Below are 24,509 nucleotides of genomic sequence, written 5' to 3'. Positions count from 1 at the left end.
GATGATCGTCTGTCCTTTTTCATCGTTTATGAAAGGAGAGAACGCAGATGATAAATGGTGTTCTTTTATTACATAAAGAAAGAGGCATGACCTCACACGACTGTGTGTTTAAAGTAAGAAAAATTTTGCACACAAAAAAAGTCGGCCATACAGGCACCCTTGACCCAGAGGTTTCAGGTGTTCTCCCTATTTGTATCGGAAGAGCAACGAAGATTGTAGAATACTTAACAGATAAATCGAAAACGTATGATGCAGAGATCACGATTGGCTTTTCTACAACAACAGAAGACCAAACAGGTGAGATCGTAGAAGAAAAAAAGGTGGAAAAACCGATCTCAGAAAAAGAAATTGATGAGGCGCTGAAGCAGTTTGAAGGAACCATTGAACAAATTCCTCCCATGTTTTCTGCTGTGAAAATTGGCGGGAAAAAGCTCTATGAATATGCAAGAGAAGGCATTGAAATTGAGCGGCCGAGCCGAGAAATTACTATTCACCGTATCGAGCGGACTACACCTGTCACATATGAGGATGGTAGCGTGTCATTTAGGTTTACCGTTCTATGTTCAAAGGGAACATATGTGAGGACCTTAGCGGTTGATATCGGGAAGAAACTAGGGTTTCCAGCCCACATGTCACATCTCATTCGTACAGGGTCTGGTGATTTTACACTTGATGAATGTATCACGCTGGATGAGCTGCGAGATATAAGCGAGGAAGGAACTGTAGATGAGCACCTTGTCCCGATCGAGCGTGCGCTCAATCATTTGCCGAAATGGGAGATAAATGATACATTAGCAAGTAAAGTGGAAAACGGTGCAGTCCTGCCAATGCCTGATGAATTTGCTCATTTCGCAGAGTCGGATCGTGTCGCTGTATTTGCTCCTTCAGGCCGTTGTCTGGCGATTTATATGAAGCACCCGACCAAACAAAACCTGATGAAGCCGGCGAAGATCTTATCTCAGGACAAGCAATCTTAAAGAAAAGGTGACATCTCGTGAAGACTATACATATTTCACACCCACATACATTGAATCAAAAGGATCAAGTTCCGTCTGTTATGGCTTTAGGGTACTTTGACGGTGTTCACCTCGGGCATCAAAAAGTCATTGACAAAGCGAAAAGCATTGCGGAAAAAGAAGGATTGGCCTTAGCAGTCATGACCTTTCATCCGCATCCATCACATGTTTTGCAAAAGGCACGGGAACCAAAAGACTTAATTACACCGCTTGAGGATAAAATTGATTTTATCGAACAGCTGGGCGCTGACTATTTATACATCGTACAATTCAGCGAGAGTTTTGCAGCTCTATCTCCTCAAGAGTTTGTGGATCAATATTTGGATGAATTGAATGTGAAGCACGCAGTAGCGGGGTTTGATTTTACGTTTGGCCGTTTTGGTGCAGGCACAATGGAAACGTTCGACGAATACGGAAAAGGCCGTATCAATGCAACCATCGTACCTAAGCTGTCCAATCAAGACCGAAAAGTCAGTTCCACTCTCATCCGTTCCGCATTAAAAAATGGGGATGTTGAATATGTGAGCGAGCTTTTAGGAAAACCTTATCAGCTTCGCGGCATTGTCATCCATGGAGACAAACGCGGACGGACGATTGGGTTTCCGACAGCTAATGTCGGCTTATCTGCTGAATACATTATTCCGCCAACAGGGGTATATGCAGTAAGAGCAGAAGTAAAAGGTAAAGTATATGACGGTGTTTGTAATGTCGGCTATAAACCAACATTTTATGAAAAACGTCCTGATCAGCCTGCCATTGAAGTAAACCTCTTTGATTTTAACGAAGAAATATATGGCCAGCCGATTAAATTACAATGGTTCAAGCGCATTCGCAGTGAACGAAAATTTAACGGAATTCAGGAGCTGACGGCTCAAATCAGTCAAGATAAAGAAGAAGCGATTCAGTTTTTTCAAGATCAGCAAAAGCAAACAAAAAAATCATAGAAAAACTGCTCTACCATTTGCAAATTCAGCATATTTTTAGTATGATTATTCCTGTAGCTTTAAAACCACTTACTTGGCAGGCCGACTTCACCGACGGTTGCGAGGTAGATGGGGCTAACATGATTTGGAGGTGAAACAGGATGGCAATTACTCAAGAGCGTAAAACGCAATTAATTAATGAGTTCAAAACACACGAATCTGATACTGGATCTCCAGAAGTTCAGATCGCTGTCCTAACAGAATCAATTAACAACTTGAACGAGCATTTACGTACTCATAAGAAAGATCACCACTCACGTCGCGGTCTTTTGAAAATGGTAGGTAGACGTCGTAATCTTCTTACGTATCTACGTAATAAAGACGTAACTCGTTACCGTGAGTTAATTAACAAACTAGGCTTACGTCGATAATCGTAAAAAGCGGGAGGATTCCCGCTTTTTTATCGTATAATCACTAATATTTTATGGTTAAAATGTTGAAAGAATGGCAAATACCCTTCTACATACAGCTTTCACATTGATATGTGAAAATCATTTTGTTCATAATAAGAACTAACTAAAATTTTACGATAAGAGAGGAGTTTATCTCAGAATGGGACAAGAGAAACATGTCTTCACCATAGACTGGGCTGGACGTCAACTGACAGTTGAAACTGGCCAGCTTGCAAAGCAAGCAAACGGAGCGGTCCTCGTACGCTACGGAGATACGGCTGTGCTTAGCTCAGCAACAGCTTCTAAAGAACCAAAACCACTTGATTTCTTCCCGCTCACTGTGAACTACGAAGAAAGACTATACGCAGTAGGTAAAATTCCTGGCGGCTTCATTAAAAGAGAAGGCCGTCCAAGTGAAAAGGCTATCCTTGCGAGCCGCTTAATTGACAGACCAATTCGTCCGCTGTTTGCAGATGGATTTAGAAACGAAGTACAAGTCATTAGTATCGTCATGAGTGTGGATCAAGATTGTTCATCTGAAATGGCTGCAATGTTTGGCTCATCTTTAGCTTTATGTGTGTCTGACATTCCATTTGAGGGACCAATCGCCGGCGTTACAGTAGGAAGAGTGGATGGAAAGCTGATCATTAACCCAAATGTGGAGCAGCTTGAACAAAGTGACATCAATCTTGTGGTTGCCGGAACAAAAGATGCGATCAACATGGTAGAAGCTGGTGCTGATGAAGTACCGGAAGAGACAATGCTTGAAGCGATCATGTACGGTCACCAAGAGATTAAACGCTTAATCGAATTCCAAGAAGAAATTGTGAAGGCAGTCGGTAAAGAAAAAATCGATATTCCTTTATATGAAGTAGATCAAACGTTAGCAGACGAAGTAAAAGCACTTGCTGAAGCTGACTTGCTGAAAGCGATTCAAGTACATGAGAAGCATGCGCGTGAGGATGCGATCAGTGCTGTGAAAAAAGCTGTAGTTGAGAAGTTTGAAGCAGAAGAACGTGACGAAGCAACGATTAAACAAGCGAAAGATGTATTAAACAAGCTTGTCAAAAACGAAGTTCGCCGTCTGATCACTGAAGAGAAAGTACGTCCAGATGGACGCGGCGTAGATCAAATCCGTCCACTTTCTTCAGAAGTAGGACTTCTGCCAAGAACGCACGGTTCAGGCCTATTTACAAGAGGACAAACACAGGCGCTCAGTATTTGTACATTAGGTGCACTTGGCGATGTGCAAATTCTTGATGGTCTAGGTGTTGAAGAATCAAAACGCTTCATGCACCATTACAACTTCCCGCAATTCAGTGTTGGTGAGACAGGTCCAATGCGCGGTCCAGGTCGTCGTGAGATCGGACATGGTGCACTAGGTGAACGTGCACTAGAACCAGTCATTCCATCCGAAAAAGATTTCCCTTATACGGTTCGCCTCGTTTCAGAGGTATTAGAATCTAACGGATCTACTTCACAAGCAAGTATTTGCGCAAGCACACTTGCGATGATGGATGCGGGTGTTCCAATTAAAGCACCAGTTGCAGGGATTGCAATGGGACTTGTGAAATCTGGGGAATACTACACAGTGCTGACAGACATTCAAGGAATGGAAGATGCACTTGGAGATATGGACTTTAAAGTGGCAGGTACATCAAAAGGTGTCACAGCCCTTCAAATGGACATCAAAATCGATGGCTTGTCAAAAGACATCTTAGAAGAGGCTCTTCAACAAGCGAAAAAAGGAAGAATGGAAATCTTAGACAGCATGCTGTCAACGATTCCTGCTTCTAGAGGAGAATTGTCTCGTTATGCACCTAAAATCTTAACGATGACAATCAATCCGGATAAAATTCGCGATGTCATTGGACCAAGCGGTAAACAAATCAATAAAATTATTGAAGATACCGGTGTGAAAATCGATATTGAACAAGATGGTACAATCTTCATATCTTCTACAGAAGAAGATATGAACCAAAAAGCGAAGAAAATCATTGAAGATCTTGTGAGAGAAGTTGAAGTAGGACAGCTTTACTTAGGTAAAGTCAAACGCATTGAAAAATTCGGTGCCTTCCTTGAAATCTTCAGCGGAAAAGATGGACTTGTTCATATTTCTGAGCTTGCGCTTGAGCGTGTGGGCAAAGTAGAAGATGTCGTGAAACTTGGCGATGAATTACTTGTCAAAGTCACTGAAATCGATAAACAAGGCCGTGTGAACCTTTCTCGGAAAGCTGTTTTACGTGAAGAAAAGGAAAAAGAAGAAAAGCAGTCTTAATGAGATCAAATAAAATGTGTTAGAAGCCAGGTATCCGTGCCAGGCTTCTTTCTTTTCTTGCGCTAACAATAGTTCTAGCTTGTTTCTCCCCGTCATAATTTGTGGTAAAGGGGAGGGACAACCATTGAAAAAAACGTTACCATTCATTGTGTTTGTATTTTTACTGCTCGTGTCATATCAAACGATGAAGCAGCCGGCTGCTGTTACATATATTGAATCAATGAAAGAGCATGCCGAGGTTGCATCTGTTTCAAAAGATATTTTATATCAGGAAATTGAATCGAAGTCTTCTGACTATGAAGTAAAGGCGCAAAATGCTAAGATTGATAAAGTGTGGAAAAAGATGCCTGGCTTAAATGGACAGACAGTTGATATCGATGCCTCTTATGAAAAAATGAAGAAACAGGGGTCATTCGATGAAAAGCTGCTTGTTTTTAATGAAACAAAACCATCTATTCATTTACATGAGCTTGGTGCAGAGCCCATTTATAAGGGACATCCGGATAAAAAAATGAATGCATTCCTCATCAACGTAGCTTGGGGTGACGAGCATTTAATCAACATGTTAAAGACGCTGGAAAAGCATCAAGTCAAGGCGACCTTTTTCTTAGAAGGCAAATGGGTGAAAAAAAGCACAGAGCTTGCTAAAAAAATCGTGGCAGATGGTCATGAAATTGGAAATCATTCATACAATCACCCAGATATGCGCACACTGACAAGAGAACGAGCATTAGAGCAGATAACGAAAACAAATCGTCAAATTGAAGAATCCCTTGGGAAGAAACCAAAATGGTTTGCGCCTCCAAGCGGCAGCTTTAAAGAAGAAACAGTCAAGCTTGCCAAACAAGAAGGCATGGAAACCATTATGTGGACAGTAGACACCATCGACTGGCAAAAACCATCCCCGGCTATTTTACAAAAGCGGGTGCTTGGGAAAATTCACAATGGGGCGATGATATTAATGCATCCAACAGATGCAACAGCGAAAAGTCTTGACGCACTTATCACTCAAATCAAGGAAAGAGGATATGAATTAGGGACGGTTTCTGACCTCCTAAGTGAAAAAAGACATCCGTGATGCGATCTGTTTGTTGAATAGGAGGAGCAAAACTTGGTCAAAACGTATACATGCCAAAACGGAGTAAGAATTGTACTCGAAAACAATCCCACTGTAAGGTCTGTCGCAATTGGCGTTTGGATTGGAACAGGCTCTAGACATGAGACACCTGAAATTAATGGGATCTCACACTTTTTAGAGCATATGTTCTTTAAAGGGACAAAGACAAGATCTGCACGTGATATCGCAGAATCCTTTGACCGCATTGGTGGTCAAGTGAATGCCTTTACATCAAAAGAATATACTTGCTACTATGCAAAGGTACTTGATTCACATGCTGGCTACGCCCTCGATGTATTAAGCGACATGTTCTTTCACTCAGCTTTTGATGAAGAAGAGCTGAAAAAAGAAAAAAATGTGGTGTACGAAGAAATTAAAATGTATGAGGATACTCCTGATGACATCGTTCATGATTTATTAAGCAAAGCCATTTATGGTGATCATTCATTAGGATATCCGATTTTAGGAACAGAGGAAACACTCTCTACCTTTAACGGAGACTCACTTAGAAAATATATGGATGAATTCTATACGCCGGACCGCGTCGTGATCTCTGTTGCAGGGAACGTAGATGAGACCTTTATTCGTGAGGTTGAAAAGCTGTTCGGTTCTTATGAAGGAAAAGGGAAGAAGCAGCCTGTAGAAGCTCCAACATTTCATTATGACAAGCTCACACGCAAAAAGGAAACGGAACAAGCGCACCTATGCCTGGGCTTTAATGGCCTTCCAGCTGGAGATAAGGGCATCTATGACTTAATCGTCTTAAATAATGTTCTTGGCGGAAGCATGAGCAGCCGATTATTCCAAGATGTAAGAGAGGACAAAGGACTTGCTTATTCCGTCTTCAGCTATCACAGTTCATTTGCAGATAATGGAATGCTGACGATTTACGGCGGGACTGGAGCGAAGCAGCTAAACCTGCTCTCTGAGACCATCTTACAAACATTAGACGTCTTAAAGCGTGAGGGAATCACGCAGAAAGAACTAGAGAACTCTAAGGAGCAAATGAAAGGCAACCTTATGCTCAGCCTTGAAAGCACAAACAGCAAAATGAGCCGAAACGGTAAAAATGAACTGCTCCTTGGCAAACATCGGACACTCGATGAAATTATTGATGAAATCAACAGCGTCACATTAGATGGCGTGAATAACTTATCTAAACGCATCTTTACAGAAGATTATGCGCTTTCGCTTATTAGTCCGACGGGTGATCAGCCATCATAATGTAAACAACACGGCAGACTCAAAAAAGTCTGCCGTTTTATTGTAGGTAAAGAAGAAAGGGGTTCTGCTTTCATGGAACATGAAAAGCTGAAACAGCTCTCTCCACTTCTGACACAAGCTATTTCCTTCCAAGCCATGACATCTGGTTTTTCGGGAGATCGTACCTTTTTGGTTACAATATCATCTAGTGAAAAGCTGGTGCTTAAGTTATCAGACATTCAAACGTATTCGCGCTTTAAAAGAAAAGCATCATTTCAGCGGAAGTTAAAAGATCGAGGGATTCTTTGTTCTGAAGTGATTGAGATTGGAATGAGTGCTGAACTAAACTGTACCTATCGTATTTTCTCCTTTATCGAAGGCGAGAATGCTAGAGACTCCATCCATCTACTTACAAATGAAGAGCAGTATGAAATCGGGAGGCGGGCAGCCAGAGAGCTAAGTTTGATGCATACATGCCGTGCACCTTCTCATGTTCGTCCGTGGGATGAGAAAGTCATGGCAAAACATGAACGGTATGTACATGCCTATCAATCAAGTGGCGTGACGTTTTCCAATGATCAGTTTGTATTAGATTTTATCAAGTCGAATGTTGATGCGGTAAAAGAGAGGCCTAACCAGTTCCAGCATGATGATTTTCATTTAGGGAATATTATCATACAAGGTAATCAATATGCCGGTGTGATTGATTTCGATCAATCCGACTGGGGCGACCCGGTTCATGACTTTTATAAATTGTCCTTATTTAGTCGAGAAAGCAGCATTCCGTTCTCAGCTGGACAACTGGATCAATACGTGAGTACGCAGTCCACAAACGATTTTTGGCTTCTTTTTTCCATCTATACAGCAATGAGTTGCTTTTCATCTATCATCTGGACGCTTTCCTATGATCCGGGACATGTAAAAGGCATGGTGAAACGAGTGGAGAGAATGCTAAAAGATCATAATTGCTTTCATCAACTTAAGCCTGTTTGGTATACCAACTCACATCATACATAACTTGAAAAGAGCAGGACGGTCTATTTCTTTCTTTTGCTGCATATATGATACGGAAGGGAAGTGATGCGATTTTGAGGCTGAGTGAACTGTCAGGAAAAGAGATCGTCGATATTAAAAGAGCGGAGCGGCTTGGCGTGCTTGGACAAACCGACCTTGAAATCAATGAACAGGACGGTCAAATTACAGCACTCATTATACCTTCCGTGAAGTGGTTTGGCTTTCGAAAACAAGGAAATGACATCCGCGTCCCGTGGAATCACATTCAAAAAATAGGATCAGATATGATCATTCTCGATGTGCCTGAAGAACTTCAGCCGCACGGAGAAAAAGAGCACCCATAATAATGGGTGCTCTTTTTCTTTTCTCTCTCTGATTCGTTCACAGGCTGAATCCTCTCCTCATATGCTGAAAGGGAGATTCAGAAAATATTACAGACTTTTTTAAATAAAGAAGGTGAACGGTCAGTATGTTGAGCGGTTTAACGGTTGCGGTGATCGGGGGAGATGCAAGGCAGCTTGAAATTATTCGCAAGTTGTCACAGCAGCATGCCAAAGTATTTTTGGTTGGATTTGACCAGCTGGATCATGGATTTATCGGTGCTGAAAAGCTGAAAATGTCTGAACTTCCATTCGAACAAGTAGACAGTATGATCCTGCCAGTATCTGGGACAACGGATGAAGGTGCTGTTGCTACCGTTTTTTCAAACGAGCAGGTCTTGCTGGAAGCTAAATATTTAGAAAGAACCCCTGCCCATTGTATCTTGTACTCAGGTATTTCAAATACGTACTTAGACAATCTGGCAAAGCAGGTGAATCGGAAGCTTGTGAAGCTGTTTGAGCGAGATGATATTGCCATATATAACTCTATTCCAACAGTTGAAGGAATTATCATGATGGCCATTCAGCAAACGGACTATACGATTCACGGGTCTCATGTCGCTGTTCTCGGACTTGGAAGAACAGGACTCACCATTGCCCGCACATTTCGGGCACTAGGGGCAGATGTAAAAGTAGGGGCGGCAGACACAGCACATTTAGCGCGGGCATTTGAGATGGGGCTTAATCCATTTTCAATGGACCAGTTAAAAGAGGAAGTAACGGATGTTGATATTATCATCAATACCATTCCAAGTCTTGTATTAGATTCATCTGTCATCGTCAGCATGACACCAAAGACACTCATTTTGGATATCGCCTCACGCCCAGGCGGAACAGACTTTGACTTTGCACAAAAGCACGGAGTGAAGGCACTTCTTGCACCAGGACTCCCGGGGATTGTTGCACCAAAAACAGCAGGACAAATCATTGCAAAAGTGCTTTCCGGGCTTTTATGTGAACTTGCGGAGGAAAAAAGGGGGATGGAATCATGACAACATTAAAAGGGAAAAGAATCGGCTTTGGTTTAACAGGTTCCCACTGTACGTATGAAGCTGTTTTTCCGCAAATCGAAGCGCTTGTAAAAGAAGGGGCAGAGGTGCGTCCAGTGGTGTCGTACACGGTGCAGAGCACGAATACGAGATTTGGAGATGGAGCCGAGTGGATCGAGCGGATTGAGAAGCTGACTGGATTTCAAGCGATTGACTCAATCGTGAAAGCAGAGCCGCTCGGACCTAAGCTGCCGCTTGATTGTATGGTCATTGCTCCTCTAACTGGTAACTCGATGGCGAAATTTGCAAATGCCATGACAGACAGTCCTGTTTTAATGGCTGCTAAAGCAACCATACGGAATCATCGACCTGTCGTTTTAGGTATCTCAACAAATGATGCGTTAGGTTTAAATGGTACAAATCTGATGAGGCTCATGTCAACAAAAAATATTTTCTTTATTCCGTTTGGTCAGGATGATCCATTCAAAAAACCGACCTCGATGGTCGCGAACATGGATCTGCTATCTCAAACAGTAGAAGAGGCACTCCAGCATAGACAAATTCAGCCAATTTTAATTGGACCAAACGAATAATAGATTCACTAGAAAATCATGAAAGATTCAAAAAAGATGCTTCAAGCCTTGCTTTTCTATGGTAAAATAAAATGTAAAAAGTCATAGGATGGCCATCCGAAAGAAAAGAATCATGGATGGGTCGGAAGGAGTTTTACTGATGGGAAGAGGATTGCATGTAGCTGTAGTTGGAGCGACTGGAGCTGTCGGTCAACAAATGTTAAAAACACTAGCTGACAGAGATTTTGAAATGGATACACTTACTCTACTATCCTCAAAACGTTCTGCTGGAACAAAAGTGACATTCAGAGGTCAAGAGTACACTGTTCAGGAAGCAACACCTGAAAGCTTTGAAGGAGTGAACATCGCATTATTCAGTGCTGGAGGAAATGTTTCTAAAGCGCTGGCTCCTGAAGCAGTCAAACGAGGTGCGATTGTTGTTGACAACACAAGTGCTTTTCGTATGGACGAAAACATCCCTCTTGTCGTACCAGAGGTAAACGAAAAAGATTTGCATGATCATCAAGGGATCATTGCAAACCCTAACTGTTCAACGATTCAAATGGTAGCGGCATTAGAACCGCTTCGTCAGGCATATGGAATGAAAAAAGTCATTGTCTCTACGTATCAAGCAGTATCAGGTGCGGGACATGAAGCCATTGACGAACTATACAGCCAATCACAAGCCATTTTAAATAAAGAGGATGTAACACCAGAAGTCATGCCTTATCAAATTGCATTTAATGCGATCCCGCAAATTGATAAATTCCAAGACAACGGTTATACATTCGAAGAAATGAAAATGATCAATGAAACGAAAAAAATCATGCATATGCCTGAGCTGGAAGTAGCGGCAACATGCGTAAGGCTTCCAATTGAAACAGGTCATTCAGAATCTGTCTACGTCGAACTAGAATCAAATGATGCAACAGTGGAAGACCTCAAATCAATTTTAAAAGATGCACCAGGAATTACGCTGCAAGATGATCCGTCTCAGCAAATTTATCCAATGCCTGCAGATGCTGTTGGGAAAAACGACGTATTTGTCGGCCGCATTCGGAAAGATTTGGACCGTCCAAACGGTTTCCATATGTGGATTGTATCTGATAACCTGCTTAAAGGCGCTGCATGGAACTCAGTTCAAATTGCAGAAAGCTTAAAAGCATTAAAATTAGTTTAACATTCAATGGATGATGAGGACGAACAGAAGAGAGTTAGGCATCTTTCGCCTGCTCTCTTCTGTTACGTCAGAATGAACTTGGAGTGAAAACAGTGAAAATAATTGTCCAAAAATTTGGCGGTACATCTGTCAAAGATGATCAAGGTAGAAAAAGGGCACTTGCACATATCTTATCTGCAAAAGAGAAAGGCTATAAGTCGGTTGTTGTCGTTTCTGCAATGGGACGAAAAGGCGATCCCTATGCGACAGATACGCTGCTTGGTCTGCTTTACGGCAGCGCGCAGAACATGACAAATCGAGAAAAAGACTTGCTTGTTTCCTGCGGAGAGAATATCTCAGCTGTTGTGTTTTCAAGTATGCTGAATGAAAACGGTCTAAAGGCTGTAGCGATGACTGGAGCTCAGGCGGGCTTTGTGACAGATAAGGAGCATACAAGTGCGAAAATTATTGACATGAAGTGCGAACGTCTGGAGGCAGCACTGTCTGAACATGATGTGGTCGTTGTCGCTGGGTTCCAGGGAGCCGCGAAAAATGGAGACGTGACAACAATCGGACGAGGTGGCAGTGATACGTCCGCTGCTGCTTTAGGCGCTGCATTGCAGGCAGACTTTATTGATATTTTTACAGATGTAGAAGGCGTTATGACAGCAGATCCCCGCATTGTTGAAAATGCAAAACCGCTGAGAGTCGTGACATATACGGAAATTTGCAACCTTGCATATCAAGGGGCAAAAGTCATTCACCCGCGAGCTGTCGAAATTGCGATGCAGGCAAAAGTACCAATGAGGGTCCGATCAACATACTCTGATGATGAGGGCACACTCGTTACATCACACTACTCAGATAAAATGAGCCATGATGTGTATGACCGCCTCATTACGGGTATTGCACATGTCAATGATGTGACACAAATCAAAGTCCCTGCAAAAGAAGGTCAGTACAGCGTACAAACAGAGGTCTTCAAAGCAATGGCAAACGCACAAATCAGTGTCGACTTCTTCAACATCACACCGAGTGAAATTGTGTATACAGTGACAGGTGCAATGACTGAAAAGGCAACGTCGATCCTAAAAGATCTTGGCTATACACCAATTGTGACAACAAATTGTGCGAAAGTATCAGCTGTTGGCGCAGGCATTATGGGTGTACCAGGTGTCACATCTAAAATTGTAACAGCTCTATCCGAGCAAAACATTCCGATTTTACAATCGGCTGACAGTCATACGACCATTTGGGTGTTAGTGAACGAAGAAAACATGAGAGCGGCTGTCAATGCCCTGCATGAAGTGTTTGAACTTTCAAGATAAATGTGATTGAATCATGATGAGGTGAAAAAAATGAATTTCGGAAATATCGCAACAGCTATGATTACACCTTTTGATAAAAAGGGCAACATCGATTTCCAAAAGCTATCAATTCTCATTGATTACTTGTTAAAAAACGGCAGTGACTCCTTAGTCGTTGCAGGGACAACAGGCGAATCGCCAACTTTATCGAATGAAGAAAAAGTCGCTCTTTTTCAGCAATCGGTCAAATTAGCAAATGGTCGTTGTAAAATCATTGCAGGAACAGGCAGTAATAATACAAATGCGTCTATTAAACTAACAAAAAAAGCAGAAGAAGCGGGCGTTGATGCAGTGATGCTTGTCGTACCTTATTACAACAAGCCATCACAGGAAGGCATGTATGCACACTTTAAAGCCATTGCCGAGTCTACATCTCTTCCTGTCATGCTTTACAATGTACCAGGAAGAACGGCAGCTTCATTAGCACCAGAAACAACGATTAAGCTTGCGCAAATACCTAACATTGTTGCCATTAAAGAAGCAAGCGGCGATCTTGATGCTATGACAAAAATCATTGCAGAGACGCCAGAAGATTTCGACGTATATTCAGGGGACGACAGCTTAACACTTCCGGCTGTATCTGTTGGTGCAAAAGGAGTTGTCTCTGTTGCGTCTCATATCGTAGGGCTGGATATGCAGCAAATGCTGAAAAGCTATGCTTCAGGCCAAACAGCGAATGCAGCATTGATCCACCAAAAGCTGCTTCCAATCATGAAACAGCTTTTCTCAGCACCAAATCCAACGCCTGTCAAAACAGCCCTTCAGCTGAAAGGACTAGACGTCGGATCTGTTCGTCTTCCGCTTTTGCCTTTGTCAGAAGAAGAGAGACTGGATTTAAGCAGCGTTTTAAACAGCTGATCAAAACAAAAGATTTCGTAAGCGGTCATTCTCAGATGTCCCTGAGTATGACCGTTTTTTATACATAAACACTTTCTTAAAATGTGACTTCATCTTGTTTTCTAAAATTAGATTCAGTTATAATAGCATTAAGCGATGATGGACGGGCTTGAGACTAGGAGGATAAGAATTTTGAAAAAGAAAAATACAGAGAACGTAAGAATTATTGCACTCGGAGGCGTTGGAGAAATCGGAAAAAACCTATATGTCATTGAGATTGATTCGGACATATATGTAGTAGATGCAGGTTTAATGCATCCAGAAAATGAAATGCTGGGCATTGACGTCGTCATTCCTGATATCTCTTATTTAACAGAGCGTGCTGATCGGGTGAAAGCAATTTTTCTTACCCACGGACATGATGAAGCAATCGGAGGCGTATTCCATTGCTTGAGCAAATTGTCTGTACCAGTCTACGGAACGAAGCTGACCCTTGCGTTACTTCGAGAAAAATTAAAGCAGTATGGCTTCAATCAAAAAGCTGATTTGCGTGAGGTACATGCAAAATCAGTTATTACTTTTGAAACAACAAAAGTATCGTTCTTTAGAACGAATCACAGCATTCCTGATTCAGTTGGGATCAGCTTCAAAACCTCTCTTGGTTCAATCGTATGCACAGGTGATTTTAAATTTGATCAAACCCCAGCGCTTAACCAAGCCTGTGACATCGGAGAGATTGCGAAAATTGGAAACAACGGCGTTTTAGCACTACTTTCAGACAGTGCAAATGCTGAAAAACCAGGCTATACACCTTCTGAGGCGCTCGTCCAAGACGAAATCTCAAATGCGATGTACAATGCTGAAAATCGTGTGATCGTTGCTGTGTCTTCATCTAATATTAACCGCGTGCAGCAAATCATTAATGCAACAAATCAAAATGGCCGTAAGCTTGCCGTTGCAGGGAAAAATATGATGACAACCCTTCAGCTGGCGATCAAGCTTGGTTATGTTACAGCAGACGAAGAATTATTTGTACCCGTTCAAGAAGTGAAGAAAATGGCGAAAAACGACGTGGTTATCCTGACCGCTGGAAGCCACGGAGAGCCGCTTGCTGCTTTAACAAAAATGGCGAAGCAAAATCACAAACAGCTTCATATTGAAAAAGATGATACAGTTGTGATTGCATCTACACCTCTTCCTGGACAAGAACTCACATACTCTAAAACAGTGGATTTCCTTACAAGAAGCGGAGCACAAGTCATTTTTGCGCAAAAACGTGTTCATGTATCTGGACATGGCTGCCAAGAAGAGTTAAAGCTAATGCTCAACTTACTAAAACCGAAGTATTTAATTCCGGTGAATGGCGAATATCGTATGCAAAAAGCACATTCTCGTATTGCTGAAGAAGTAGGCATGAAACGCAGTGACATTTTCTTGATTGATAAAGGCGATGTTGTTGAGTTTAGAGGACAGAATGTCAAAATTGGTGAAAAAGTTCACCAAGGAAACATTTTGATCGATGGTCTTGGCGTTGGTGATATCGGAAACATCGTGTTACGCGATAGACGTCTATTGTCTCAAGACGGCATCTTGATTGTTGTCATTACGCTCGATAAACAAAAGAAACAATTAATTTCTGGACCTGAAATCATCACAAGAGGATTTGTCTATGTAAGAGAATCCGAAGAGCTGATTGTGAAAGCAACAGAAATGGTCAAAGGGATTGTCAAAGAGCAAACGGAAAACTCAATTGTTGAATGGTCAACATTGAAACAATCCATGCGCGATGTGCTAAATCAATTCCTTTATGAAAAAACAAAACGTAAGCCGATGATCATTCCAATTATTATGGAAGTGTGATGATAAAGCCCAAAGAGTATAAGCTCTTTGGGCTTTTTTGATGTAGCATGAGGAATGCGGATGGAATATGCCCTATTTGTTCATAATAGGAGAAGAGTTTGAGGAAAGGATGGAGACAAATGGACGAAAAGAATGAACAGCAGCCTGAGCGAAAGCCAGAAGAAAAAGACAGCATTATGAGCAAAATACAGCAGCTTGGTGAAACAGCCGTTCCGCAGCTGCCGCAAGATACAAATATCCATTGCCTCACCATTATTGGACAAATTGAAGGCCATATGCAGCTTCCACCGCAAAATAAAACAACCAAATACGAACATGTCATTCCACAAATCGTAGCCGTTGAACAAAACCCTAAAATAGAAGGTCTTCTGATCATCTTAAATACAGTAGGGGGAGATGTTGAAGCGGGACTTGCGATTGCAGAAATGCTTGCTTCTTTATCAAAGCCAACTGTCTCGATTGTGCTTGGCGGCGGCCACTCGATAGGGGTCCCGATTGCTGTATCGTGTGACTATTCGTATATTGCAGAAACAGCTACGATGACCATTCATCCTGTGCGTTTAACAGGTCTTGTGATTGGCGTTCCGCAAACCTTCGAATACTTAGATAAAATGCAGGAAAGAGTCATTAATTTTGTCACAAGCCACTCCAACATTACAGAAGAGAAGTTTAAAGAGCTCATGTTCTCAAAAGGCAATTTGACGAGAGACATCGGAACAAATGTCGTTGGTCATGAGGCAGCAGAATACGGACTCATGAATGAAGTGGGCGGTGTAGGACAAGCGATTAAAAAGTTGAACGAACTTATCGGAGACAGGGCATCTCAAAACGAGGGGCTGATCCAATGATTTTATATACGCCTATGCCATATGAAGCCATTTACGCTGAGGAACAAGGAGAACGCAAACTCCAGCAGGTAAATATTCAAGGTGTGCCAGTGATGGTTGAAATGAAAGAAGATGAAGCAGAAATCGTTCAAGTCATGAGCACCAATCCAATGGATTTTCTCAATCAAGAGCTTGCACCAGGCAAGCGATTGAAGTTACATTTAGGCACCAATCAAACCGACTCATATGAATGATTCTATGCTATAATAAAGGGAAAACTTACAACAAGATGCAGCCAAAACCAGGCTGCTTTCTTTCTGATCTTTCGGTAGGTTATATTTTCTTTCGTAGTAAGGTGATGAGTATGGCTAAAAAGAGAAAACGGAAAACGAGAAAAAAACAAAATAAACAGCTAAAACTGAAATATGAATTAAATGGGTTAGTCTGTATTGCCATAGCGATCATTGCCATTTTACAGCTGGGCGTTGTTGGACAAACCTTTGTACATCTATTCCGATTCTTTGCAGGTGAATGGTTCATTCTCTGCCTTATCGGATTATTTCTTTTTGGTGTGACGATTTTCTGGAAAAAACAAATCCCAGATATTTTGACAAGAAGAAAAGCAGGTCTCTACTGCATCATTGCGAGCATCTTGCTTTTGTCACATGTGAAGCTCTTTCAGCATCTTTCATCTGCTGGCGTCATTGGCTCTCAAAGTGTGATTAGAAATACATTTGAGCTTTTCTTGATGGATATGAAAGGTGAAACAGGATCGCCTGATTTAGGGGGCGGCATGATCGGCGCCGTCTTGTTTGCTGCTTCTTATTTCTTATTTGCGCAAGCAGGCTCGCAAATCATGGCAATTGTTTTGATGCTGATTGGAATCGTCCTGATTACAAACCGATCTCTTCAGGAAATGGTAAAAAAAGTGACGATTCCTGTATCACAATTTATGGTGAAGCAGTGGAAAGCGTTTGTTGAAGATATGAAAGGAATCAGGCAGGCCAAAAAGAGCGCGTCCTCTCAGAAAACAGGTGAAAAGAAAAAACGTTCACGCATTCAAGAAGAAGACGAGGATGATCTGATCTTGATCGAAGAGGAAACGCCGTCTTCTGATAATAGCCAGCCGATTATTTCAAGCTTTGCAGACAGAGATGACATTCTCACCCCGACGGTTCAAAAAAAGCAGGCGGCAAAAGAGACAGCGCCTCTTCAGGACTCTGTGCAAAGTGCACCAGTTCAATCAGATACAGCCGATGAACCAAAAGAGGCGCCTCCGATGACATTTACAGAACTTGAAAACAAAGATTATGAATTGCCGTCACTTGATATTTTGGCAGAGCCTCAGCATTCAGGTCAGCAAACAGATAAGAAAAATATTTATGAAAATGCCAGAAAACTTGAAAAAACATTCCAAAGCTTTGGTGTGAAAGCAAAAGTCACACAGGTTCATTTAGGTCCAGCTGTGACCAAATATGAAGTATATCCAGATGTCGGCGTGAAGGTCAGTAAGATCGTCAATCTAAGTGATGATTTAGCCCTTGCCCTTGCAGCAAAGGACATTCGTATTGAGGCGCCGATTCCTGGTAAATCAGCCATCGGCATCGAAGTTCCGAATGCAGAAATTGCTATGGTTTCATTAAAAGAGGTATTAGAATCGAAGCAAAATGACCGTCCAAATGCTAAGCTCCTCATTGGACTCGGCCGTAATATCTCGGGTGAAGCTGTGCTTGCTGAAATGAACAAAATGCCGCATTTGCTTGTAGCAGGTTCGACTGGAAGCGGAAAAAGTGTGTGTATCAATGGTATTATTACAAGCATTCTCATGAGAGCGAAGCCTCATGAAGTGAAAATGATGATGATTGATCCGAAAATGGTTGAATTAAATGTGTATAACGGCATTCCGCATCTTTTGGCTCCTGTCGTAACAGACCCTAAGAAAGCCTCGCAGGCCCTTAAAAAAGTAGTCAGCGAAATGGAACGCCGCTATGAATTGTTTTCGCATACGGGGACAAGAAATATTGAAGGATACAATGATTACATTAAACGGATGAATCAAACAGAAGATGCTAAACAGCCAGAGCTTCCTTATATTGTTGTCATTGTAGACGAGCTTGCAGATTTAATGATGGTCGCTTCCTCTGATGTGGAAGATTCCATTACACGACTTTCTCAAATGGCTCGTGCTGCGGGAATTCATTTGATTATCGCCACACAAAGACCTTCTGTCGATGTCATTACAGGTGTCATTAAAGCCAACATCCCGTCCCGTATTGCCTTTAGCGTATCCTCTCAAACCGATTCAAGGACGATCCTTGATATGGGAGGCGCAGAAAAGCTGCTGGGCAGAGGGGACATGCTGTTTTTGCCTGTTGGTGCAAACAAGCCGGTTCGTGTGCAAGGCGCCTTTTTATCAGATGAAGAAGTGGAACATGTTGTGGATCACGTGATCACACAGCAAAAAGCACAATACCAAGAGGAAATGATTCCGAGCGAAGAAACGCAGGATCAGCTTGCGGCTGTGGAAGATGATCTATATGATGAAGCAGTAGAATTGATCATCGGTATGCAGACGGCTTCTGTTTCTATGCTGCAAAGAAGATTTCGCATCGGTTATACCCGGGCGGCACGTCTCATTGACGCAATGGAAGAGCGAGGCGTTGTAGGCCCGTATGAAGGAAGTAAACCGAGAGAAGTTCTGCTCTCAAAAGAACAATATGACGAGCTCTCTTCATAAATTGAAGAGAGCTTTCCTGAAAAACAGTAAACAATAGTATGATTATGTTAACTGGATGTCAGACTATTTATTTATTTGCAAAAACATGATATAGTTATGTTCAACTTATCTCGGAATAGAGATTTCTCATCTTATCATTTGCATTGATTAGACGGAGGGAAAACATGTCGACCAAAACAGACAATCGCCATTTATATTTGAAAGTGATTGACCGTATTAAAGAAGATATTCAAACAGGTGTATATGCTGAAAAAGAAAAACTGCCTTCTGAGTTTGAGCTCTCAAAACTTTTAGGTGTGAGCAGAGCGACACTGCGTGAGGCCCTTCGTATATTAGAAGAAGAGAAGTATTTAATTAGAAGGCATGGGGTAGGGACTTTCGTCAATTCAAGACCGCTTTTTTCGACAGGCATAGAACAGCTGACAAGTGTTACGAAAATGATTGAGCAGGTCAATATGACGCCTGGCACCATCTTTTTATCCTCGCAAGAAGGGGAGCCAACAGAGAATGATGTCATTCGTTTTCAGTGTGATAAATCTGATGGGATTTTTTCAATGGAACGCGTTCGAACGGCAGATGGGCAGCCAGTTGTTTATTGTTTAGATAAAATTCCGGTCAAACATCTTCCCGCTTCTTTTACACATGAAGAAGAGTCTCTTTTTGAGCTGTTTGGAAGAGAACCGCACAGCGGGATTAAATATGCAGTTGCTGATATTGAACCAATTGGCTACCACGATCAGGTCTCACCGATTCTAGATTGTGACCCTGAAACGGCGTTATTATTACTGAAACAAATGCACTATGATCAGGATGATCAGCCGGTCTTATACTCCCTCAATTATTTTCGAGCGGATAAATTCAGCTTTCATGTCATACGCAAACGATTTTAATAAGCAGTCGCTTCCATAGGCGGCTGCTTTTTGTTCGCCCATACATAATACTTGTCAAACTTGCCACACTAATACGTAACAGTATATAGAATTGGGTGAATGATGTTGGGCGAGAAAACAGTCAGTAAAAAGAATATCATTGCATTATCATCAGTGCCTCTAATCATGACACTAGGGAACTCGATGTTAATACCAGTATTGCCAGAGATAGAAAAGAAACTCTCGATTACTTCCTTTCAAGTCTCTCTCATTATTACGGTATATTCGGTTGTAGCCATCTTATGTATTCCAATCGCCGGTTACTTATCAGACCGGATTGGGCGGAAAAAGGTACTGCTGCCGTGTCTTTTAATCGCTGGACTTGGAGGAGCTGTGGCAGCAGTCGCCTCAACGATCATGAAAGAACCTTATATGTGGATTCTATTTGGCAGGGTCCTTCAAGGGATTGGTTCAGCTGGAGCCGCACCTGTCGTTATGCCGTTTATTGGAGATTTGTTTCATGATGATGAAGAGGTCAGTGCCGGACTTGGCGCCATTGAAACCTCTAATACAGCAGGTAAGGTACTAAGCCCTATTATTGGGGCACTTCTTGCTTCATGGTTTTGGTTTGTGCCGTTTTGGTTCATTCCGTTCTTTTCGATCATCAGCTTTCTCATGGTACTGTTCATGGTAGAGTCGGCGAAAAAAGAGGAGGACCCGCCTACATTTAAAGAATTTTTAAAATCAACAAAGACCATTTTTAAGCATGAGGGACGCTGGCTTTATGCCATTTTTGCTATTGGCGGTTTTATTATGTTTCTTCTTTTTGGTGTGCTTTTTTACTTATCCGATAACCTCGAGGCAGCTTATCAAATAAAAGGCGTTAAAAAAGGACTCCTGCTGAGTATTCCGCTCCTTTTTCTATCAATCAGTTCCTACATTGCTGGAAAAACGATTGGAAAAGAAAAAGGAAAAATGAGAATCTTTTTAATCGTAGGGATGGCTTTGTTATCACTTTCTTATATTTTTTTATGGTGGAATCACAGCTTTTTCGTATTGTTTATCTGTTTAAGCATTGGCGGAGTGGGCATCGGTATTGTGCTGCCTGCACTTGATGCGCTGATTACAGAAGGAATTGAAAAAGAGCAGTGCGGTACCATTACGTCATTTTATAGCAGTATGCGTTTTATCGGTGTTGCTTTAGGACCTCCGATTTTTGCCTATCTAATGGATAAAGGGGACTCCATTGTATTTATTCTCTCGACCATTTGCAGTCTCATTTCACTATTTTTGGTCCTCTTTTTCATCCAGCCAGATGAAGAGGATGAGAGTGAACAATTAAAAACGGTTTAAATATAGAAAAAAGATGGTATTTTGCCATCTTTTTTCTTTTTTATAAATTGACATGTAAAATTTTGATAGTTAAACTAATGTATAGTAATATCTTTTAAATTATCCCAAATTGGAGGTGTTCAAAAACATTCATTTTCTGTCTTTCTTTAGGCAGAAATTGAGCTCGCGTGCTGATGATGGAGATATGCTTCTTCAACACGAAAGGACAATTGAATAGGTCATCCTGCCATTTGAAGGAGACGCAGTCAGCACTTCAGACACGCTCAAATACAGCAAATTGATTGAAGAAGTAGAAGGAGCTTGAAGCAGCTATGTTGCAAATAATTAAAGCAAGATGGATTGTATTAGTGGTGTGGATGATAACAGCTGTGATTCTGTTTATTACTGCGCCCGATTTAGAGGAATTAACAAGAGAAAAAGGGCAATTAAAGGTTCCGGAGGGGACACCAACAGCTGAGGCACTTCACCTATTGGATAAGCTGTCAGATAAGAACGGGAAAAAAGATACAGGTGTGCTTGTATTCTCCGAACAACATCTGTTCCCTGCGAAAGAGCAGGAATTAAAAAAGGCTTTAGCTGCACTCATGTCAAATGCCCCAGAACTCCACATTGACGGAATTACTTCGTATTTTCATGTAGATCCGGACATTCAAAAACAACTTTTATCAAAGGATAAAAGTACACTTCTTGTTCCATTCAAATTCGACCACTACGAAACAAAAGCTGTGAAGATTAAAGAACAAATTGAGGAAGTTTTAAAGCCCTATCATGTCTCATATGAAATAACGGGTCAAAAGTTTGTGGATTCAGATGTCATTCAAAGCTCTCAACAAGGTCTGAAGAAAACTGAACTTATCACGATGATTTTTATTTTCTTTATTTTAATTATTGTTTTCAGATCGATATTGGCACCTGTTGTTCCGCTCATTACGATAGGCATTTCTTACGCTGTCAGCCGGTGTATTGTGGCTTTTCTCGTAGAATATACACAATTTCCTCTATCTAATTTTACTCAGATTTTTATGGTAGCCATTATGTTCGGTATCGGAACGGATTATTGCATCCTGCTGTTAAGCCGTTTTAAAGAGGAGATCGGGCAAGGCCGTGATGTCAAAGAGTCGATTATCGTCACATATCAATGTGCAGGGAAAACGGTATTTTTCAGCGGCTTAGCCGTGTTAGTCGGCTTCTCAAGTATTGGATTTGCTAAATTCCAATTGTATCAATCAGCCGTTAGTGTTGCCGTTGGAGTAGGCATTCTGCTGATTGCCCTTGTCACCATCGTTCCCTTTTTTATGTCTGTTTTCGGAAAATCTCTATTCTGGCCATCTAAAAGAGAAAACATTCGGCATCCGCAAAGTAAAATGTGGGAATGGGCTGGGCGTTTTTCATTTAAAAGGCCGCTGATCAGCTTAGGGTTAGTCGCTCTTATTACGGTGCCTCCTATTCTGATGTACGACGGCACCCTATCTTATAACAGTTTAAATGAAATTGGGAATAAGTATGAGTCGGTGTCAGCATTTAATACGATATCAGAGCAATTTGGCTTTGGTGAAGCGCTGCCGCTGAATGTGCTTGTCGAAAATGATCATAAGCTGGATAATCAGGAAAACATTGTCATGATTGAAAAACTGACTCGTAAATTAAATGACATTGACGAAGTCAAAACAGTCCGCAGTGTCACGCGGCCTGTTGGGGACGGGCTGAGCCAGCTTTATGTCACATCTCAAGCGAAAGAGCTTGGAGGAGAACTCGGCAAAGGCCATGAAGGAATCGGGAAAATTTCAGATGGCTTGACCGAAACAAATCTCGCTCTTCTCAAACAAAAACCAAAAATTGAAGAATCCGCTCAAGGCATTGACCAGCTGATTGATGGAACAAAAGCAATCAAAAGCGGTATCGGAGAAGTTAGGGAATCCTTAATCTCTTTAGAAGATGGAGTGAGACGCAGTAAGGAAGGCGTCGGCACCATTCGAAGTAAAATCAAAAAAGCGAAAAAAGAATTAGAGCAAGAATATCGCAGCAGCGAAACGATGCTTCAAGAGCTAGAGCGAGTGGTGAATACACTTGAACGCCATGCGAAATCGAATCAGCAGCTGATGACAACCATTAAGAAAGTAAGGGCATCCTATGAAAATCTATCATTTGAAGCACTAGAAAATCGTCTTCCAGAAGTAAAAGACATGGATGAATATAAAGAAATCAAGAAGGTATTCAAAGAAACAAAAGGAATGCTTGATCAAGCAGGGGATCAAATGAGTGTATATGAAGAGGAAGCCGCTCACTTTAAGCAAAAGATCAAGCAGGCAGATCAAGTGATTCAAACCTTATCAAGCAAGCAAAAAGAAGTAAGACGCCAAGTGCAAGCGCTCATGGATGGGCTTGATCAAATTTATGACGGCCTTGACCAAACAAATGAGGGCCAAAAACAATTGATTAAAGAAATGCCTAAAATCGAAGATGGTGCAGATCAGCTGACAGACGGCCAAAAAGCCATCAAAAAAGGATTTAGCCAGCTTTCATCAAAACTTACATTGTTAACAGATGGATTAGGTGAAAGTATTGAAGGGCTTGAGCAGGTCAAAAGCGGCTTCACCGAGGCTGACGGCTACTTAAAGCAGCTTCAGCAAGCGCCAGATGAAGAAATAACGGGCTGGTTTATTCCAGAAGAAGTGCTGAAACGCCAAGAATTTAAGCAAATCTTTCATACGTATATGTCTCCAGATCGTAAATTAACGACTTTTGAAGTCATCTTAAATGTGAATCCATACAGCAATGAAGCGATGAAAGGTGTCGCGAAAATTGAGGAAACCCTTGATCAATATTTACCTGTAAGTGGACTCAAAAATGCCAAATACGGTGTATCTGGTATCTCAAGCTTAAATGTGGACTTAAAAGAAACGTCTGACGGTGACTTTATTCGAACTGTTATCTTCATGTTAATTGGTATTTTTATTATTTTAATTATTTTATTACGGTCAATCGTCATGCCGATATACTTAACACTTTCACTGATTTTAACGTACTTTACATCAATCGGGTTAACAGAATGGATCTTTAAAACATTTTTTGGCTACGATGGTGTCAGCTGGGCTGTCCCATTTTTCAGCTTTGTCATTCTTGTGACGCTCGGGATCGATTATTCCATCTTCCTCATGGATCGTTTTAATGAATGGAAGGGAGAGCATGTACAAGCATCGATGATATCAGCGATGAGAAATATGGGTTCTGTTATTATTTCTGCAGTGGCCATTTTAGCAGGTACGTTCGCTGCTATGCTGCCATCAGGAGTATTATCGCTTGTTGAAATTGCAACAGTCGTACTCATTGGACTTTTATTATATGCTTTTGTTGTATTGCCCCTCTTTATTCCGGTCATGGTTCGTATTTTTGGTAAATGGAATTGGTGGCCGTTTAGAATGAAATAACGACTGGCGTCTCTGCTATGAGCAGAGGCGTTTTTATTTCCTATCCTTTCCTCTGATTGATATAATGTCTATTAAATGGCTGTTTCACGTATATATCAGCTATGTTCTAATACATAATAAATAGGATG

The 24,509-nt window shown here is 41.5% G+C and carries 20 protein-coding genes; all 20 read left to right on the top strand.

What is annotated here, in order from left to right; genetic code table 11:
• The first annotated feature begins 47 nt into the window (after positions 1-47).
• The 20 genes from truB (at position 48) to EV579_RS00910 (ending at position 24,381) form a co-directional block, all read left to right on the top strand.
• Positions 48-977, top strand: coding sequence for a tRNA pseudouridine(55) synthase TruB (gene truB / locus EV579_RS01005; RefSeq protein WP_024424136.1), 930 nt, complete (start codon positions 48-50; stop codon positions 975-977).
• A 17-nt stretch (positions 978-994) separates the two neighbouring features.
• The gene (gene ribF / locus EV579_RS01000) at positions 995-1,960 is read left to right on the top strand and encodes a bifunctional riboflavin kinase/FAD synthetase (RefSeq protein WP_133743805.1); all 966 of its coding nucleotides are present in this window, start codon (positions 995-997) and stop codon (positions 1,958-1,960) included.
• A gap of 140 nt (positions 1,961-2,100) precedes the next feature.
• Positions 2,101-2,370 (top strand): 30S ribosomal protein S15, encoded by a 270-nt coding sequence (rpsO, locus tag EV579_RS00995; protein ID WP_008354438.1) that lies wholly within the window; start codon positions 2,101-2,103, stop codon positions 2,368-2,370.
• Positions 2,371-2,551: 181 nt separating this feature from the next.
• Complete coding sequence (gene pnp / locus EV579_RS00990) at positions 2,552-4,669, top strand: polyribonucleotide nucleotidyltransferase (protein WP_024424134.1); 2,118 nt, start codon at positions 2,552-2,554, stop codon at positions 4,667-4,669.
• Between the two features lie 124 nt (positions 4,670-4,793).
• Positions 4,794-5,747 (top strand): polysaccharide deacetylase family protein, encoded by a 954-nt coding sequence (locus EV579_RS00985; protein WP_044330553.1) that lies wholly within the window; start codon positions 4,794-4,796, stop codon positions 5,745-5,747.
• Positions 5,748-5,780: 33 nt separating this feature from the next.
• Entirely contained in the window at positions 5,781-7,010 is a 1,230-nt protein-coding gene (locus tag EV579_RS00980; protein ID WP_024424132.1) for a M16 family metallopeptidase, read from the top strand.
• A gap of 72 nt (positions 7,011-7,082) precedes the next feature.
• On the top strand, positions 7,083-8,006 hold the full coding sequence (locus EV579_RS00975; protein WP_133743804.1) for an aminoglycoside phosphotransferase family protein: 924 nt from the start codon (positions 7,083-7,085) through the stop codon (positions 8,004-8,006).
• Positions 8,007-8,077: 71 nt separating this feature from the next.
• On the top strand, positions 8,078-8,347 hold the full coding sequence (locus tag EV579_RS00970) for a YlmC/YmxH family sporulation protein (RefSeq protein ID WP_073205208.1): 270 nt from the start codon (positions 8,078-8,080) through the stop codon (positions 8,345-8,347).
• 125 nt (positions 8,348-8,472) lie between these two features.
• Positions 8,473-9,375 carry a dipicolinic acid synthetase subunit A gene (dpaA, locus tag EV579_RS00965; protein ID WP_024424129.1) on the top strand — a complete coding sequence of 301 codons (903 nt, stop codon included), beginning with the start codon at positions 8,473-8,475 and terminating at the stop codon, positions 9,373-9,375.
• Entirely contained in the window at positions 9,372-9,965 is a 594-nt protein-coding gene (dpaB, locus tag EV579_RS00960) for a dipicolinate synthase subunit B (protein ID WP_024427009.1), read from the top strand. The genes dpaA and dpaB overlap by 4 nt, the downstream gene beginning before the upstream one ends.
• 139 nt (positions 9,966-10,104) lie before the next feature.
• Positions 10,105-11,124, top strand: coding sequence for an aspartate-semialdehyde dehydrogenase (gene asd / locus EV579_RS00955; RefSeq protein WP_024427010.1), 1,020 nt, complete (start codon positions 10,105-10,107; stop codon positions 11,122-11,124).
• Between the two features lie 92 nt (positions 11,125-11,216).
• On the top strand, positions 11,217-12,431 hold the full coding sequence (gene dapG, locus EV579_RS00950; protein ID WP_024424126.1) for an aspartate kinase: 1,215 nt from the start codon (positions 11,217-11,219) through the stop codon (positions 12,429-12,431).
• Positions 12,432-12,461: 30 nt separating this feature from the next.
• Complete coding sequence (gene dapA / locus EV579_RS00945) at positions 12,462-13,328, top strand: 4-hydroxy-tetrahydrodipicolinate synthase (RefSeq protein WP_024427012.1); 867 nt, start codon at positions 12,462-12,464, stop codon at positions 13,326-13,328.
• Between the two features lie 171 nt (positions 13,329-13,499).
• On the top strand, positions 13,500-15,167 hold the full coding sequence (gene rnjB, locus EV579_RS00940) for a ribonuclease J2 (protein ID WP_012010007.1): 1,668 nt from the start codon (positions 13,500-13,502) through the stop codon (positions 15,165-15,167).
• Positions 15,168-15,286: 119 nt separating this feature from the next.
• The gene (locus EV579_RS00935) at positions 15,287-16,015 is read left to right on the top strand and encodes a ClpP family protease (RefSeq protein ID WP_024424124.1); all 729 of its coding nucleotides are present in this window, start codon (positions 15,287-15,289) and stop codon (positions 16,013-16,015) included.
• On the top strand, positions 16,012-16,248 hold the full coding sequence (locus EV579_RS00930) for a YlzJ-like family protein (RefSeq protein ID WP_008344712.1): 237 nt from the start codon (positions 16,012-16,014) through the stop codon (positions 16,246-16,248). Before EV579_RS00935 ends, EV579_RS00930 begins: the two co-directional genes overlap by 4 nt.
• A gap of 110 nt (positions 16,249-16,358) precedes the next feature.
• The gene (locus EV579_RS00925; protein ID WP_133743803.1) at positions 16,359-18,731 is read left to right on the top strand and encodes an FtsK/SpoIIIE family DNA translocase; all 2,373 of its coding nucleotides are present in this window, start codon (positions 16,359-16,361) and stop codon (positions 18,729-18,731) included.
• Between the two features lie 164 nt (positions 18,732-18,895).
• Positions 18,896-19,621 carry a GntR family transcriptional regulator gene (locus EV579_RS00920; protein ID WP_024424122.1) on the top strand — a complete coding sequence of 242 codons (726 nt, stop codon included), beginning with the start codon at positions 18,896-18,898 and terminating at the stop codon, positions 19,619-19,621.
• 102 nt (positions 19,622-19,723) lie between these two features.
• Positions 19,724-20,953, top strand: coding sequence for a bacillibactin exporter BcbE (gene bcbE / locus EV579_RS00915; protein ID WP_029706511.1), 1,230 nt, complete (start codon positions 19,724-19,726; stop codon positions 20,951-20,953).
• Between the two features lie 311 nt (positions 20,954-21,264).
• Entirely contained in the window at positions 21,265-24,381 is a 3,117-nt protein-coding gene (locus EV579_RS00910) for an MMPL family transporter (RefSeq protein WP_044330517.1), read from the top strand.
• The last annotated feature ends 128 nt before the right edge of the window (positions 24,382-24,509 follow it).

The organism is Bacillus sp. BK450, assembly GCF_004364885.1.
GTDB classification, from domain to species: Bacteria; Bacillota; Bacilli; order Bacillales; family Bacillaceae; genus Bacillus; species Bacillus safensis.
The sequence above is the reverse complement of the archived record's forward strand: the minus strand, read 5'-3'. Positions and strand labels throughout refer to the sequence as shown.

Bases quoted from the DNA above. Each gene is read 5' to 3' on its own strand.
- EV579_RS00925 (WP_133743803.1), top strand. From the start codon at position 16,359: ATGGCTAAAAAGAGAAAACGGAAAACGAGAAAAAAACAAAATAAACAG.
- EV579_RS00975 (WP_133743804.1), top strand. From the start codon at position 7,083: ATGGAACATGAAAAGCTGAAACAGCTCTCTCCACTTCTGACACAAGCT.
- EV579_RS00930 (WP_008344712.1), top strand. From the start codon at position 16,012: ATGATTTTATATACGCCTATGCCATATGAAGCCATTTACGCTGAGGAA.
- EV579_RS00935 (WP_024424124.1), top strand. From the start codon at position 15,287: ATGGACGAAAAGAATGAACAGCAGCCTGAGCGAAAGCCAGAAGAAAAA.
- dapA (WP_024427012.1), top strand. From the start codon at position 12,462: ATGAATTTCGGAAATATCGCAACAGCTATGATTACACCTTTTGATAAA.
- pnp (WP_024424134.1), top strand. From the start codon at position 2,552: ATGGGACAAGAGAAACATGTCTTCACCATAGACTGGGCTGGACGTCAA.
- bcbE (WP_029706511.1), top strand. From the start codon at position 19,724: ATGTTGGGCGAGAAAACAGTCAGTAAAAAGAATATCATTGCATTATCA.
- rpsO (WP_008354438.1), top strand. From the start codon at position 2,101: ATGGCAATTACTCAAGAGCGTAAAACGCAATTAATTAATGAGTTCAAA.
- dpaB (WP_024427009.1), top strand. From the start codon at position 9,372: ATGACAACATTAAAAGGGAAAAGAATCGGCTTTGGTTTAACAGGTTCC.
- EV579_RS00920 (WP_024424122.1), top strand. From the start codon at position 18,896: ATGTCGACCAAAACAGACAATCGCCATTTATATTTGAAAGTGATTGAC.
- asd (WP_024427010.1), top strand. From the start codon at position 10,105: ATGGGAAGAGGATTGCATGTAGCTGTAGTTGGAGCGACTGGAGCTGTC.
- dpaA (WP_024424129.1), top strand. From the start codon at position 8,473: ATGTTGAGCGGTTTAACGGTTGCGGTGATCGGGGGAGATGCAAGGCAG.
- truB (WP_024424136.1), top strand. From the start codon at position 48: ATGATAAATGGTGTTCTTTTATTACATAAAGAAAGAGGCATGACCTCA.
- EV579_RS00910 (WP_044330517.1), top strand. From the start codon at position 21,265: ATGTTGCAAATAATTAAAGCAAGATGGATTGTATTAGTGGTGTGGATG.